The sequence below is a fragment of the Cellulosimicrobium sp. CUA-896 genome (assembly GCF_001942335.1).
GTDB lineage: Bacteria > Actinomycetota > Actinomycetes > Actinomycetales > Cellulomonadaceae > Cellulosimicrobium.
In genome coordinates, this window is record NZ_MKKH01000022.1 from 72,070 (window position 1) to 84,634 (window position 12,565).

General features: G+C 74.6%; 14 protein-coding genes, 7 tRNA genes and 1 pseudogene. 8 read left to right on the plus strand and 14 right to left on the minus strand.

The annotated features are described in order from the left end of the window. Positions 1 to 80 precede the first annotated feature (80 nt). The 13 genes and pseudogenes from pgsA to BJF88_RS23350 form a co-directional block, all read right to left on the minus strand. The gene (gene pgsA / locus BJF88_RS08625) at positions 81 to 656 is read right to left on the minus strand and encodes a phosphatidylinositol phosphate synthase (RefSeq protein ID WP_369824525.1); all 576 of its coding nucleotides are present in this window, start codon (positions 654 to 656) and stop codon (positions 81 to 83) included. After that, positions 656 to 1,246, minus strand: coding sequence for an HIT domain-containing protein (locus BJF88_RS08630; RefSeq protein ID WP_369824526.1), 591 nt, complete (start codon positions 1,244 to 1,246; stop codon positions 656 to 658). The genes pgsA and BJF88_RS08630 overlap by 1 nt, the downstream gene beginning before the upstream one ends. Before the next feature lie 7 nt (positions 1,247 to 1,253). Continuing rightward, positions 1,254 to 3,223, minus strand: a pseudogene (gene thrS / locus BJF88_RS08635) (threonine--tRNA ligase). A 246-nt stretch (positions 3,224 to 3,469) separates the two neighbouring features. After that, a complete protein-coding gene (locus BJF88_RS08640) occupies positions 3,470 to 5,098 on the minus strand; it encodes a CYTH and CHAD domain-containing protein (RefSeq protein ID WP_075828509.1) in 1,629 nt (542 codons plus the stop codon). A gap of 122 nt (positions 5,099 to 5,220) precedes the next feature. After that, on the minus strand, positions 5,221 to 5,847 hold the full coding sequence (locus BJF88_RS08645) for a class I SAM-dependent methyltransferase (protein WP_075828510.1): 627 nt from the start codon (positions 5,845 to 5,847) through the stop codon (positions 5,221 to 5,223). 80 nt (positions 5,848 to 5,927) lie between these two features. Further along, positions 5,928 to 6,140 (minus strand): hypothetical protein, encoded by a 213-nt coding sequence (locus BJF88_RS23335; protein ID WP_369824527.1) that lies wholly within the window; start codon positions 6,138 to 6,140, stop codon positions 5,928 to 5,930. Continuing rightward, positions 6,131 to 6,334, minus strand: coding sequence for a hypothetical protein (locus BJF88_RS23340; protein WP_369824528.1), 204 nt, complete (start codon positions 6,332 to 6,334; stop codon positions 6,131 to 6,133). Before BJF88_RS23340 ends, BJF88_RS23335 begins: the two co-directional genes overlap by 10 nt. Before the next feature lie 176 nt (positions 6,335 to 6,510). Further along, positions 6,511 to 7,092 (minus strand): DUF5979 domain-containing protein, encoded by a 582-nt coding sequence (locus BJF88_RS08655; RefSeq protein ID WP_139315978.1) that lies wholly within the window; start codon positions 7,090 to 7,092, stop codon positions 6,511 to 6,513. An 11-nt stretch (positions 7,093 to 7,103) separates the two neighbouring features. Further along, complete coding sequence (locus tag BJF88_RS08660) at positions 7,104 to 8,033, minus strand: Ig-like domain-containing protein (protein WP_075828512.1); 930 nt, start codon at positions 8,031 to 8,033, stop codon at positions 7,104 to 7,106. A gap of 172 nt (positions 8,034 to 8,205) precedes the next feature. Continuing rightward, a tRNA-Val gene (locus BJF88_RS08665) sits at positions 8,206 to 8,277 on the minus strand. Between the two features lie 76 nt (positions 8,278 to 8,353). Further along, positions 8,354 to 9,175 carry an aminotransferase class IV gene (locus BJF88_RS08670; protein ID WP_075828563.1) on the minus strand — a complete coding sequence of 274 codons (822 nt, stop codon included), beginning with the start codon at positions 9,173 to 9,175 and terminating at the stop codon, positions 8,354 to 8,356. Between the two features lie 94 nt (positions 9,176 to 9,269). Further along, the gene (locus BJF88_RS23345) at positions 9,270 to 9,899 is read right to left on the minus strand and encodes a chorismate-binding protein (RefSeq protein WP_369824529.1); all 630 of its coding nucleotides are present in this window, start codon (positions 9,897 to 9,899) and stop codon (positions 9,270 to 9,272) included. Then, positions 9,815 to 10,381: a hypothetical protein gene (locus BJF88_RS23350; RefSeq protein WP_369824530.1), complete on the minus strand. Its 567-nt coding sequence runs from the start codon at positions 10,379 to 10,381 to the stop codon at positions 9,815 to 9,817. Before BJF88_RS23350 ends, BJF88_RS23345 begins: the two co-directional genes overlap by 85 nt. A gap of 155 nt (positions 10,382 to 10,536) precedes the next feature. On the opposite strand from BJF88_RS23350, the gene BJF88_RS08680 reads away from it, so the two are divergent. From BJF88_RS08680 to BJF88_RS08715, 8 genes are all read left to right on the plus strand, one after another. Continuing rightward, a tRNA-Gly gene (locus BJF88_RS08680) sits at positions 10,537 to 10,609 on the plus strand. A 54-nt stretch (positions 10,610 to 10,663) separates the two neighbouring features. Continuing rightward, positions 10,664 to 10,734: transfer RNA gene (locus BJF88_RS08685), tRNA-Cys, on the plus strand. Positions 10,735 to 10,749: 15 nt separating this feature from the next. Beyond that, positions 10,750 to 10,821: transfer RNA gene (locus BJF88_RS08690), tRNA-Val, on the plus strand. 179 nt (positions 10,822 to 11,000) lie between these two features. Beyond that, positions 11,001 to 11,073: transfer RNA gene (locus BJF88_RS08695), tRNA-Gly, on the plus strand. Positions 11,074 to 11,121: 48 nt separating this feature from the next. Continuing rightward, positions 11,122 to 11,192 (plus strand) — tRNA-Cys (locus BJF88_RS08700). 15 nt (positions 11,193 to 11,207) lie between these two features. After that, positions 11,208 to 11,279: transfer RNA gene (locus BJF88_RS08705), tRNA-Val, on the plus strand. Between the two features lie 128 nt (positions 11,280 to 11,407). Continuing rightward, complete coding sequence (locus tag BJF88_RS08710; RefSeq protein ID WP_083648992.1) at positions 11,408 to 11,818, plus strand: DUF2277 domain-containing protein; 411 nt, start codon at positions 11,408 to 11,410, stop codon at positions 11,816 to 11,818. Positions 11,819 to 11,994: 176 nt separating this feature from the next. Beyond that, positions 11,995 to 12,171, plus strand: coding sequence for a hypothetical protein (locus tag BJF88_RS08715; protein ID WP_255371898.1), 177 nt, complete (start codon positions 11,995 to 11,997; stop codon positions 12,169 to 12,171). Between the two features lie 11 nt (positions 12,172 to 12,182). Here the strand turns inward: BJF88_RS08715 and BJF88_RS08720 are convergent, their stop codons facing one another. Beyond that, positions 12,183 to 12,395, minus strand: coding sequence for a hypothetical protein (locus BJF88_RS08720; RefSeq protein ID WP_075828513.1), 213 nt, complete (start codon positions 12,393 to 12,395; stop codon positions 12,183 to 12,185). Positions 12,396 to 12,565 lie beyond the last annotated feature (170 nt).

A 12,565-nucleotide genomic window follows, 5' to 3' on the forward strand; every position in this document is an offset into this window, starting at 1 on the left:
GGTCGGTCGGGGGTGGTCGGCGGGTCCGGCGCCGAGCGCGAGCGCCTGCCGGCGCACGGCCGTCACGCGCTGCACGACGGTCACGGCGCTCGCCACGGCCAGCAGCCCGAGGACGACGACGAGCACGACCGGCGGGAGGCCGAGCCCGACGAGACCGGCGGCGACGAGCGCCGCGACGAGCCGGTCGCGCGCTCGGCGATGCCGACCTGCGCCGTCATGCCGACGCTCTCGGCCCGGGCGCGGGCGTAGGGCACGACGGCGCCGAGGGCGAGGCACGCGAGGCCCACGCCCGTGCCCCAGGCCGCCAGGTCGGGGGTGAGCCGCGCGTCGTCGGCCCGCACGAACCACAGCGTGAGCCCGATGAACAGGGCGGCGTCCGCGAGCCGGTCGAGCGTCGAGTCGAGGAACGCGCCCCACGGACCGGACCGACCGGCCCGGCGGGCCATGACACCGTCGAGCACGTCCGAGAACGCGAACACCATGACGACCATCGTCCCGGCGAAGAGGTGCCCGGTCGGGAAGAGCCACAACGCGCCCGCGACCACGCCGACCGTCCCGGCGAGGGTGACGGCGTCGGGGCTGACGCCGAGGCGCAGCAGCACGACGGCGAGCGGGGTGAACAGGCGCGTGGTGATCGCGCGCAGCTTGCCGAACATCAGACGTCGCCCTCCCCCGCGCCGGGCCAGGCGGCGGCGAGCTTCGCGCGCGTGTCGGCGAGCAGCTCGGGCACGGCCTTGGTCTGCGCGACGATCGGCAGGAAGTTCGCGTCGCCGGCCCAGCGCGGGACGACGTGCTGGTGCAGGTGCGCGGCGATGCCGGCTCCGGCGACCGCCCCCTGGTTCATGCCGAGGTTGAAACCGTCGGGCGCCGAGACGGCGCGCACGACGCGCATCGCGGTCTGCGTCAGGTGCGCCACCTCGACGGTCTCGGTCTCGGTGAGGTCGGTGTAGTCCGAGACGTGGCGGTACGGGACGACCATGAGGTGCCCGGGGTTGTACGGGTACAGGTTGAGCACGACGTACGCCGTGACGCCGCGCGCGACGACGAGCCCGTCCGCGTCGGGCAGCCCCGGGATCCGGCAGAACGGGCACTGGCCCGCGGAGTCGTCGGCGGGCTTGTCCTGCCCGCCGATGTACACCATCCGGTGCGGCGTCCACAGCCGGTCGAGGCCGTCGTCGTCCCCGGGGCGCTCGCCCCGGGGCTCGACGACGGGACCGGGCACGGCGTCCGTGCGCTCGTCGCTCACCGCGTCGTCAGACCTGCACGCGGTCGCGGACCGCCGTGACGATGCGGTCGATCGCCTCGGCGACGGGCACGCCGTTGTCCTGGCGCCCGTCGCGGTAGCGGAACGACACGGCGCCGGCCTCGGCGTCCTCGCCGCCCGCGATGAGGACGAACGGCACCTTCTGCGTGCTGGCGTTGCGGATCTTTTTGCCGAAGCGGTCGTCGGAGTAGTCGACCTCGGCGCGGATGCCCTGGGCGCGCAGCTGCGCGACGACGTCGGCCAGGTAGTCGTTGAACGGCTCGGCGACGGGCACCGCGACGACCTGGACCGGGGCGAGCCAGGCCGGGAAAGCGCCCGCGTAGTGCTCGAGCAGCACCGCGAAGAAGCGCTCGATCGACCCGAACAGCGCGCGGTGGATCATCACCGGGCGCTGGCGCGAGCCGTCGGCGGCCGTGTACTGCAGGTCGAACTTCTCGGGCAGGTTGAAGTCGAGCTGGATGGTCGACATCTGCCACGTGCGGCCGATGGCGTCCTTGGCCTGCACCGAGATCTTGGGGCCGTAGAACGCCGCGCCGCCCGGGTCCGGGACGAGCTCGAGGCCGGACGCCGTGGCGACCTCCTCGAGCGTGCGGGTCGCCTCCTCCCAGGTCGCGTCGTCGCCGACGGACTTCTCCGGGTCGCGCGTGGACAGCTCGAGGTAGAAGTCGTCGAGGCCGTAGTCCTTGAGCAGGTCGAGCACGAACGTGAGCAGCGACGTGAGCTCGTCGCGCATCTGCTCGCGCGTGCAGTAGATGTGCGCGTCGTCCTGCGTGAAGCCGCGCGCGCGGGTCAGGCCGTGCACGACGCCGGACTTCTCGTACCGGTACACCGTCCCGAACTCGAACAGGCGCAGCGGCAGCTCCCGGTAGGAGCGCCCGCGCGCGTCGAAGATGAGGTTGTGCATCGGGCAGTTCATGGGCTTGAGGTAGTAGTCCTGCCCGGCGCGGCGCACGGTGCCGTCGTCGTCGAGCTCCTCGTCGAGGTGCATGGGCGGGTACATGCCGTCCGCGTACCAGTCGAGGTGGCCCGACACCTGGAACAGCTTCGCCTTGGTGATGTGCGGGCTGTTGACGAACGAGTACCCCGCCTCGACGTGGCGCTTGCGCGAGTACTCCTCCATCTCGGAGCGGATGATGCCGCCCTTGGGGTGGAACACCGCGAGCCCGGAGCCGATCTCGTCGGGGAACGAGAACAGGTCGAGCTCGCTGCCGAGCCGGCGGTGGTCGCGGCGCTCGGCCTCGGCGAGCCGCTCGAGGTACGCCTTGAGCTCGTCCTTGGTGGGCCACGCCGTGCCGTAGACGCGCTGCAGCTGCGGGTTCTTCTCGCTGCCGCGCCAGTAGGCCGCGGCGGAACGCATGAGCTGGAAGCCGTTGCCGATATGGCGCGTGGTGGGCAGGTGCGGGCCGCGGCACAGGTCCTTCCACACCACGGTCTCGGTCTCGCGCCCGGCGCCGCGCACGTTGTCGTAGATCGTCAGCTCGCCGGCGCCGACCTCGACGCTCGCTCCCTCGGCCGCCGTCTCGGACGACCCCTTGAGGCCGATGAGCTCCAGCTTGTACGGCTCGCCGGCGAGCTCGGCGCGGGCCTCGTCCTCGGTGACCACGCGGCGGCGGAAGGTCTGGCCCTCCTTGACGATGCGCGACATCGCCTTGTCGAGCGCCTTGAGGTCTTCGGGGGTGAACGGCGTCTCGACGTCGAGTCGTAGTAGAAGCCGTCGGTGATCGGCGGGCCGATGCCGAGCTTCGCGTCCGGGTTCACCTGCTGGACCGCCTGCGCGAGCACGTGCGCGGCCGAGTGGCGCAGCACGGCGAGGCCGTCGGGCGAGTCGATGCTCACCGGCTCGACCTCGTCGCCCGGGGCGAGCGCGGTGTCGAGGTCCTTGAGCACCCCGTTGACCCGCACGACGACGACCTCGCGACGACCGGCGAAGAGCTCCGTGCCCGTCGTGGCCGTCTCCACCGTGACGGTCCCGGCCTCGGGGACGGTGGTGACTGGCGGCTGGACGACGTCCGACACGTGCTGCTCCTTGCGGGTGGGAGGGCGCCGTCGTGGCGTCCTCGGATGAGCGGTCCCCGGGCCTGCGGACGGTGCCGCGGGCGCTCGGAGGGGCACCGTCGTCGACGGCGCCCCTCGATCGTACCGACCCGCTCCCTCAGGACGAACCGGGCACGCTGCTCCCGGCCGGCGGACGCGCAGCGGGTCGCGCTAGGTGCGCGTCCAGCGCCGGTGGCGCCGGCGCCGCGCTCGCGACCACGCGTCGTCGTACTCCGCGAGCGCCTCGTCCGCGCGCTCGCGCTCGATCCCGACGAGGAGCCCGTAGCTGAACCCGTTCTCGCCGGAGAGGTTCGCCTGCATGCCCAGCCCGCGCAGCGCGTGGGCCAGCGCGACGGCGTCGTGGTGGTCCCCGAGCGCGTCCTGCACGTCCTCGAGGCGACGGGCGAACCGCGCGGCGTCCTTGCCGACCGCCCCCGCCATCGACTCCCCCGCGTAGCGCGCGCGCTTGGCCGCCTTGCGGACGTCGTGCAGCAGGTCGTCGCGCCGAGCCCCCTCCGCCCCGGCGGCCGCGCGGGCCCGTCGCCGCGTGCGCTTCCAGGTCTTGCGCGCCAGCGCCGGCAGCACATCGGTCGCGGGGTCGCCCGCCCGGCCGGTCAGGGGCGGGGCGGCCGCGAGCGCCGCGAGGGACTCGAGCAGGTCGAGGTAGCGGCGGCCGGACATCTGCTCGACGGCGGTGCGGTGCGCCTCCCGGTAGCGCGCGTCGAGCTCGTCGACGACGCGCGCCCGCACCGGCCCGACGACGAGCTCGTCGGGGAGCCGGTCGAGGACGGCGTGCACGCGGTCGCGCGCCACCTCGGCGTCGCGCGCCTCCCCGAGCACCTGGCCCCACCAGCGCAGCTCGTCGCGCGCCGGGTCGGTCTGCTCGCGGTCCAGCAGCGGGCGGAAGGTCGCGAGGGCGCTGCGCAGCCGCCGGGCGGCGACGCGGGCCTTGTGCACGGCGTCGGGGGTGTCGCGGCGCACCTCGGGGTCCCAGCGGACCAGGGCATCGACCTGCTCGGCCAGGTACGCGGTCACGACGTCCCCCGCCGTGGTGGCGCCGGCACGGTCGGGCGCGGCGTCGCCCGCGGCGGCCGACGGGCCCGGCGTCGAGTCGACGCCGAGGGCCCGGGCGAGCTTGGGACGGCTCGGCTCGGCCGAGGCGCCCGCCGTGACGAGCGCGTCGACGACCGCGGCGAGCAGGGCCTCGGGGTCGTCCTGCTCGAGACCGGCGGGCGCGAGCTCGACCTCGATCTCGCGCCAGGCGTCGGTCCCGCCTCCGGCGTGGGGATCGGCGTTCGTGGGCCTCTCGCGCGCCCCCGGCGGCGGGATGCGCTCGGCGGTCACGCGGTCCTCGGCGACCTCGACGAGCGGGGCGTCGTCGTCGGTCGCGCGCAGCAGCGTCGTCGTGCGCTCGGTGCGGACCCGGCCGACGGGGACGAGCGGCGCGGCGCGGGTGAGGCCGAGCACGAGCCCGGCGAGCTCGGCGGGCGGCGCGGGAGCGTCGCCCGGGTCGCCGAGGACCGGCGGCAGGGGCTCGGCGTCCGCGTCGAGCGGACGCCGCAGCTCCTCGCGCGCGTCGCCCGGTGCGGGGAGCTTGAGGTGCCATCCGGCGTCCTCGCCTCCGGTCCGGCGGCGCAGCGTCACGCCGCGCGCGAGCAGGCGCAGGTCGGCGGTGTCGTAGTAGAGCGCGTCGAGGTGCAGCGGGTCGCCCGTCTCGCCGCGCGCTCCCGTCACGTCGATCGCGGGCATGCTCCAGCCGGCGGGCGCGCTGAGCGTGCGCTCCCGCTCGAGGTGGGTCATCCGGCACTCGCTCGCGTGTCGTGCGCCACGGGTCGGGTCATGCCGCCGACCCTAGGAGCACCGCCCGCGCCCTGCACGCCCGGTGCGGTGGCCGGTGGCGCGGGCCGGCGCGGCGCCCCGCCTCACGGTGCTGCCCGCTGGAGGCGGTACCACCGGGGCGCGGTGCGGTTCATCGGCCATCCGAGACCGGTCGTGTCGGCGTCCTCCGTCGACGTCACGTCCCAGCCGGGGAAGGCGGACTCGACCTCGCCCGGCGAGACGCCCCCGACGAGCCGCCGGTACCACGTGGGCCCGAAGGCGAGCAGGAGCACGGTCGCGCCGGGCCGGGCCGACGCCGTCACGCCTCGGCCCTCCGCGCTTCTCTGACCCGCGCCGAGCCCCTGGAAGCAGCCGACGTCGAGGAAGAGGTCGAACGTGCCGAGCCCGGCGTCCTCGAGGGCGGTCACGTCGGCGACGACGTAGTGCGCGCCGTCCCCGCCACGACGACGTGCCGCCGCGACGGACGCGGGCACGACGTCGACGCCGACGGCCTCCCATCCTCGTCGCGCGAGCTCGGGCGTGTACTGGCCCCGGCCGCAGCCGAGGTCCAGCGCCCGGCCGAGCGGACGGGCGGCGCGCTCCGCCTCCTCACGGTCGAGCAGCGCGTCCACCTGGGCGGCTGCGGCCTCCCGGTAGCCCTCCCACGGCACGAACCCGAGCCGGTAGGCGACGCGGTACCCGCGCTCGAACCCGGAACGACGACCGGCCATGCGCGACCTCCTGACCCGGGCCGACCGCAGGACGACCCCGGCGCGCGGGCCGCCGAGCGTGTCCCCGCGCCACTCCTGATCTAGGCCTGGACGAGCCGTGCCATGGCCGGGCCGTCCGCGAGGCCGATGATGTTGCCCGCCGGGTCGGTGAACCAGGCACCGTCCCCGCCCTCCATGAACCCCCGGACGATGCCCTTCTCGTCCTGCTCGAAGCCCTCGTACCGCTCGAACGTCACGCCCTGGGCGGTGAGCTCGTCGACCACCTGGTCCACGTCGTCCACCGTCAGGTGCATGACCGTGAAGGTCGCCGGCTGGTGGTTCTCCTTGGGATAGACGAAGACGTCGCGCCGCCGTCGAGATGCAGGACCAGCCCGTTCCCGTCGTCGAGCGCCGTGACCTTCAGCCCGAGCGTGTCCGCGTAGAACGCGCGCGCCGCGTCCAGGTCGTCCGCCGAGAAGCTCGAGAACCCGCGTCGGATGGTGACCATCGCTGCCTCACTCCTTCGTGACCGCCGGCGACCGTTCGGCGCGTCCCGCCGGGGCGCCGGATGCTTCCAGGGTGCCACCGCCGCGCCGCCGTGAACACCTCCTCGCCAGGCCGGGCAGGGACCGGCCGCGGGTCAGGCGCCGGAGCGGCGTCGGACCAGGACGGCCAGCACCCCGGTCACCAGGAGCGCGACGGCGATCGCCGATGCCGCGTGCACCGTGCGCCCGTGGCCGCCAGCCCGGCGCCCGGCGTCCCGACCGGTGGGGGGCCGGCCGTGCTCGACACGTCACCGGGCGCCACCACGCGGACGGCCTCGTCCGGCGGTTCGGCACGCGGGGGCGTGCCGGCATCGAGGTCGGCGCCGGTGCTGCCGTCGCCCGGCGCCACCACGTCGACGGCGTCGAACGTGTTCGTCGCGACGACGTCGATCGTCGCCGGCGACCCCGCCGTCACGGCGATCGGACCGGCGGGGGCGAACGCCACCCGGTCCGCGCCGCCGTCGTCGGTCTCGGTGAGCTCGCACACCGACCCGACCGGCACGCCCGTGAACGTCGTCGTCCCCCCGGCGCCGACGACGGCCGTACGGGGGAAGCCGTCGACCGCCGTCCCGGCCGTGTCGGCGCAGTCGAGCCGGAACGTGAACGTGCCGGTGACGGCCTCGGCGGCCTCGCCGGCGAGCTGCTTCGTGAGCCGGATCGAGCGCAGGGGGTCGCCCTGGCCCGTCCCGCCCCCGCCGGCGTACTCGAGCGACGCCACCACGTCGCCGGTGCTCAGCCCGGTGACCGTGTTCTCGTACCGGTCGCGTCGTGGGCGTCGTCCGGCACGGCGGTCGCGTAGACGAGCACGTAGACGTGGTCGGAGCCGTGGGCGCCGGGGACGCTGAACCGGAACTGGTTCGCCCCGGGACCGGCCTCGACCACGTACTGCGACGGGTCCAGCTCGAACCCCAGGCCCCAGAAGGCCCCGTTGTACCACCGGTCGACGGGCACGGCGACGACGACCATGCTGCCCGCGACGAGGCTCAGCCGCGGGTCGAACGTGTCGGTGACCACCACGGGGTTCCCGCCCGGGCCGGTCAGGTACTGACCGGGGATGTTCACCTGCCACCGGACGGTACCGTCCGTCATGTCGTACCAGGCGTTCTTCACCGGGGAGGCCGGAGGCCCCCAGCCCTCGCCCTTGGTGATCGGTCCGGGCAGCTCGACGCGGACCTCGGCGCCGCTGCCCGTGGTGAACACGAGCTCCTCCGCCTTGCTCGTCTCGGTCGCCTGGGCCCAGAAGAACAACGTCCCCCGGATGCCGGTGTGGGTGGCCGCGAACTCGCCGAGCGTGCAGACGATCCCCGTCTCGTCGACGGTGCAGGTGCCGACCACGGCGCCCGAGAGGTCGGTGAGGTCGAACACGTGCGCGAATCCCGCGATGCGAGGTGAGGTGGGAAACGTCAGGCGGAACGTGTCCCCCGGGAGCGCGTCGTCGGGCACGGCCCACGTCGCGTCGAACCGGATCTCGTCCCAGTGCCGGATCCCGCCGGTGGGCTGGGTGATCTCGAGACCGGTGATCGCGTCGTGCTCGGCGGCGTGCGCCGCCGTGGGGACGACGGTGACGCCCAGGAGGGCGAGCAGCACCGAGACCGCGCCGGCGAGCGCGCGTCGGACGGCCGGGCGCGCGCTCCCCGGCGAGGGGCGGTCGATGGGGGGCACACGTACTCCTTCACTCCTGGACGGTCGTCCATGAGTGGGGACGCGCCTGGGCGGCGGCGATGACGTGGTCACGGGTGTGGCGAGGAACACGTCGGGGCGCGGTCGACGACAGCGCCGACGACGAAGGCCCGTCCCTGCTCGCGGGGACGGGCCTTCGGCCGGTACGACTCGGTGGGCGATACTGGGTTCGAACCAGTGACCTCTTCGGTGTGAACGAAGCGCGCTACCACTGCGCCAATCGCCCGAGTGCGTGGACGATACTAGCGCGAACCGGACCGGATCGAAAAACCGGCTCGGGCGTGCGAGCCGGAGGGCCGGGGTCAGGGGTCGAGACGCTCCTTGCGCCGCCGCTCGAACAGCTCGCGCGCGGCGAGCGAGACCGTGCCGGCCTGCACGTCCACGCCGTCGAGCCAGGTCACCGGCTGGACGTTGCGCACCGACCCTGTGAGCAGCAGCCCCGCACGCCCGGTGCTCACCTCGTCGAGCACGTCGAACCCGAGCTCGCCCGGCCGTGCCTCGCGCACCGGCAGGCCGTCGTCGGCCGCCCACTCGAGCAGCAGCTCGCGCGTGATGCCCGCGAGGCAGCCCGACGACAGCGGCGGCGTGACCAGCTCGCCGTCACGCTCGACGAAGACGTTCGCCCCCGTGCCCTCGCACAGCTCGCCCGCCGTGTTGGCGAGGAGCGCCTCGTCGCCGCCCTTCGCGACCGCGTCGGCGAGCGCCACGACGTTCTCCGCGTACGACGTCGTCTTCAGCCCCGCGACCGCCGACCGCTCGTTGCGCGTCCAGGGCGAGCGCACGGCTCGTCCGCGCGCCACGATCGTCGCCGGCCCCGCCGCGACCACCACCGTCTGCGCGCCGGGCGTGCGTCCGGAGCCGAGGGGCCCGACGCCCGCGGTGACGGTGATGCGCAGGCGGCCCACCGGTCCTGCGCCGGCCGACGCGCGGTCCCGGGCCGCCGCGAGGACGTGCCCGACGGCGTCGCGCACGACCGCCTCGTCCGGCGCGTCCAGCCCGAGCCCTGCCGCGGACCGCGCGAGGCGCCGCAGGTGGCGCGTGAGCGCGAAGGCCTCGTCGCCGAAGACGGCGCAGGTCTCGAAGACCCCGTCACCGACCGTGATCCCGTGGTCCACCGCGCTCAGCGCGGGGTCGCCGGCTCCGACGAGGCGGCCGTCCGCCCAGACGACGAGGTTCTCGGGCGGTGCGGTGGGGGCGCCCGGGGTCGCAGCGGCTGCGTCATGCGTCCAGTGTGCCGGAGGCGAGCCCGACGAGGCGGTGGGCCTTGAGCTCGGTCTCCTCCCACTCGCGCGCCGGGTCGCTGCCCCAGGTGATGCCGGCGCCGGTGCCGAACCGCAGGACGCCTCCCGCCCACCAGAACGTGCGGATCCCGACGGCGAGGACGGCCTCGTCGCCGTCGACCCAGCCGACGGCACCGCAGTACGGGCCCCGCGCCACGGGCTCGAGCTCGCCGATGACCCGCAGGGCGGACGACTTGGGCGCTCCGGACACCGACGCCGGCGGGAACGTCGCGCCGAGGACCCGGGCCCAGCGGTCCGGTGCCGCGAGGACGTCGCCGCGCACGCGCCCCGCGACGCGACTCACGAGGTGCACCAGCCCCGGGTGCTCCTCGACGGCGAGCAGGTCGGTGACCTCCACCGTTCCCGCGTCGCACACGCGCTGCAGGTCGTTGCGGACGAGGTCGGTGATCATCACGTTCTCGGCGCGGTCCTTGGCGGTGAGGCCGCCGGCCGTCCGCGCGGTGCCCTTGATCGGCCCCGACGTCAGCACGCCGCCGCAGAGACGGAGGTAGAGCTCGGGCGAGGCGCTGACGACCCACACCGGGTCGACGCCGCTGCTCGCCGGCACGTGCAGCACCCCCCCGTAGGGGCGGGGTTGGCGTGGGCCAGGCGGCGGGCCAGCGCCTCGGCGTCGGGCTCGCGTCCGCCCCCGGGCGCGAGGGGTGCGCTCAGCACGCGGCACACGTTGGCCTGGTAGACCTCCCCCTCGCGCACCTCGGCGCGCACGCGCGCGACGGCCGACTCGTACGCGGCCCGGTCGAGCGAGCTCGTCCACGCCGACGGCGCCGGGCCCTGCCACCCGCCGCCACGGCCGTCGTGCGGGCCGCCGCGCACGACCTCGTCCGGGTCCGTCCGCTCCGCGAACCGCCACGCCCGGACACGACCGCCGGTCGCCGGGGCGTCGAAGTCCGCGACGACGAACCAGGGCCCGTCCTCCAGGAGCCGCTCGGGCGCGCGCAGCACGTCGACGCACTCGAGCGCCCCGCGCGCCGCCCGGCCCGCGAAACGCGCCACGCCGCCGCGCGGGGGCGTCCTCCCTGGTCCTGGCACGGGCTCACCGTACCGAGCGGCAGCCGGCCGGCCGGGAGCGCGCCGGGAGCCGGTTGGACGGCGAGCGCTCCGGTCGACTAGTGTCTGGGACGCGCCGGAACGCCAGGTCGCGGAACATCTCAACGAGATCGTTCCCCCCTGCACATGCCGGCCGCGCGGATGTGGCTCAGTTGGTAGAGCATCACCTTGCCAAGGTGAGGGTCGCGGGTTCGAGTCCCGTCATCCGCTCGGAGACCACTCCCCGACCCGCTCTTGCGAGAGCGACGGAGAGCGACGAGTCACGGTGGAGTGGCCGAGAGGCGAGGCAGCGGCCTGCAAAGCCGTATACGTGGGTTCGAATCCCATCTCCACCTCGCAGCAGCACCCTCGGGCGATTGGCGCAGCGGTAGCGCGCTTCCCTGACACGGAAGAGGTCACTGGTTCGATCCCAGTATCGCCCACGAGCACGAAGGCCGCCCCGGACACCGTCCGGGGCGGCCTTCGTCGTCACGGCACCTCGCCGCGAGCCCACGCCCGTCGCGGGATGCACGGATCGTCGCGGAAGTCGGCTAGTATGTGGGACGCGCCGGAACACCGGCCCGGGCACCGACGTGTCGTTCCCCGGGCAAGGTCCGGCCGCGCGGATGTGGCTCAGTTGGTAGAGCATCACCTTGCCAAGGTGAGGGTCGCGGGTTCGAGTCCCGTCATCCGCTCGGAGGCCACTCTCCGGACGCCGGTGCGTCCGGGAGGACGAGTCTCGCGGTGGAGTGGCCGAGAGGCGAGGCAGCGGCCTGCAAAGCCGTATACGTGGGTTCGAATCCCATCTCCACCTCGCAGCAGCACCCTCGGGCGATTGGCGCAGCGGTAGCGCGCTTCCCTGACACGGAAGAGGTCACTGGTTCGATCCCAGTATCGCCCACGAGTACGAAGGCCGCCCCGGACACCGTCCGGGGCGGCCTTCGTCGTCGCGGCACGTCACCGCACGTCCCGACAGCCCCCGTGGCGGCTCTCTTGTGACCTGCACCACATCCCCGTAGCGTCGTGACCATGTGCCGGAACATCACGACCCTGCGCGGCCTCGTCCCTCCCGCGACCGAGGAGGAGGTGGAGGCGGCGGCGCGGCAGTTCGTCCGCAAGGTGACGGGCATCCAGCGCACGAGCGACGCGACCGAGGAGCCGTTCGAGCGCGCTGTCGCGGAGGTCGCGACCGTCGTCGCGCGGCTGCTGGACGAGCTGCCCGAGCGTCGCCGGCCCCCGGCCACCGTCCCGCCCCTGCGCCGCGAGGAGGTGCGCGCCCGCATCGCCGCCCGCGAGGCGGCGGAGGCGGCGCACGAGCGCGCCCACGCGCTCGGCCTGCCGCACGACCACGGCGACCTCGAGGGCGACCACGGCCAGGGCCGCGCGCGGGCCCGACGACCAGGCACAGAGCACGCCGACGAGGTGGCCGCAGGCGTCTAGGCTCGGTCCGTGGACCCCGCTCCCCCGACCTCCGCGACCGACAGCCCCCTCGGCCCCGACGACCACGGGGTCACCTCACGCATCGAGCCCGTCAGCGCGTCGATGCGCCGTGCGAAGGCGGCGCGCGCGCCGCGCACGTCACGACGGGGCAGGTCGTCGAGGACGAGTCCGGGCGCGTGACCATCGAGTGCTCGTGCGGCATGGTGCTCACGAACGGACCGGACTGGACGGTGGACGAGCACATCCGGCTGCACCGCGCCGAGGCGCGCTACCTCGCGGTCAGCGCGGTCGCGCCCGCCGGCATGCCGCGCATCCTGCCCGTCGACGCGGACCGGCTGCCGCGCCTCGACTGAGCCGGCGTGCCCTAGAGCTCGTCCGGGTCGTCCCAGGACGTGCCGGACGACGCGCCCTCGATCGGACGGCGCTCGGCCTCGGACAGGGAGTGCGGCGCCTTCGTCGGGTCGCCGCCGGTCAGCACGTCGCCGTGCTCCTCGTCGTCCTCCCGCGGCGGAGAGAGGCGGGCGGAGGCGATGTCGGACGTGTTCGGGTCGTCCTCGTGACGGGCGTCGGAACTCATGTTCCGGGTCTACCAGGTCCCCTCACCGCCCGCACGGGATCGTCGGCACCGCCCGCACGGGATCGGCGCGCTTGGCACACTATTACTCGCCGGTTTCGCGGCGCGCCAGAACGTGACGTGCGTCTCACCTCCGAGCGGTCGTCTCCTGGGCGGTGCGACGCGCTGCATGA

Coding starts and splice junctions, on each gene's coding strand:
- pgsA (WP_369824525.1), bottom strand. CDS start 656: ATGTTCGGCAAGCTGCGCGCGATCACCACGCGCCTGTTCACCCCGCTC.
- BJF88_RS08640 (WP_075828509.1), bottom strand. CDS start 5,098: ATGACCCACCTCGAGCGGGAGCGCACGCTCAGCGCGCCCGCCGGCTGG.
- BJF88_RS08645 (WP_075828510.1), bottom strand. CDS start 5,847: ATGGCCGGTCGTCGTTCCGGGTTCGAGCGCGGGTACCGCGTCGCCTAC.
- BJF88_RS23335 (WP_369824527.1), bottom strand. CDS start 6,140: ATGCACCTGACGGTGGACGACGTGGACCAGGTGGTCGACGAGCTCACC.
- BJF88_RS23340 (WP_369824528.1), bottom strand. CDS start 6,334: ATGGTCACCATCCGACGCGGGTTCTCGAGCTTCTCGGCGGACGACCTG.
- BJF88_RS08710 (WP_083648992.1), top strand. CDS start 11,408: ATGTGCCGGAACATCACGACCCTGCGCGGCCTCGTCCCTCCCGCGACC.
- BJF88_RS08720 (WP_075828513.1), bottom strand. CDS start 12,395: ATGAGTTCCGACGCCCGTCACGAGGACGACCCGAACACGTCCGACATC.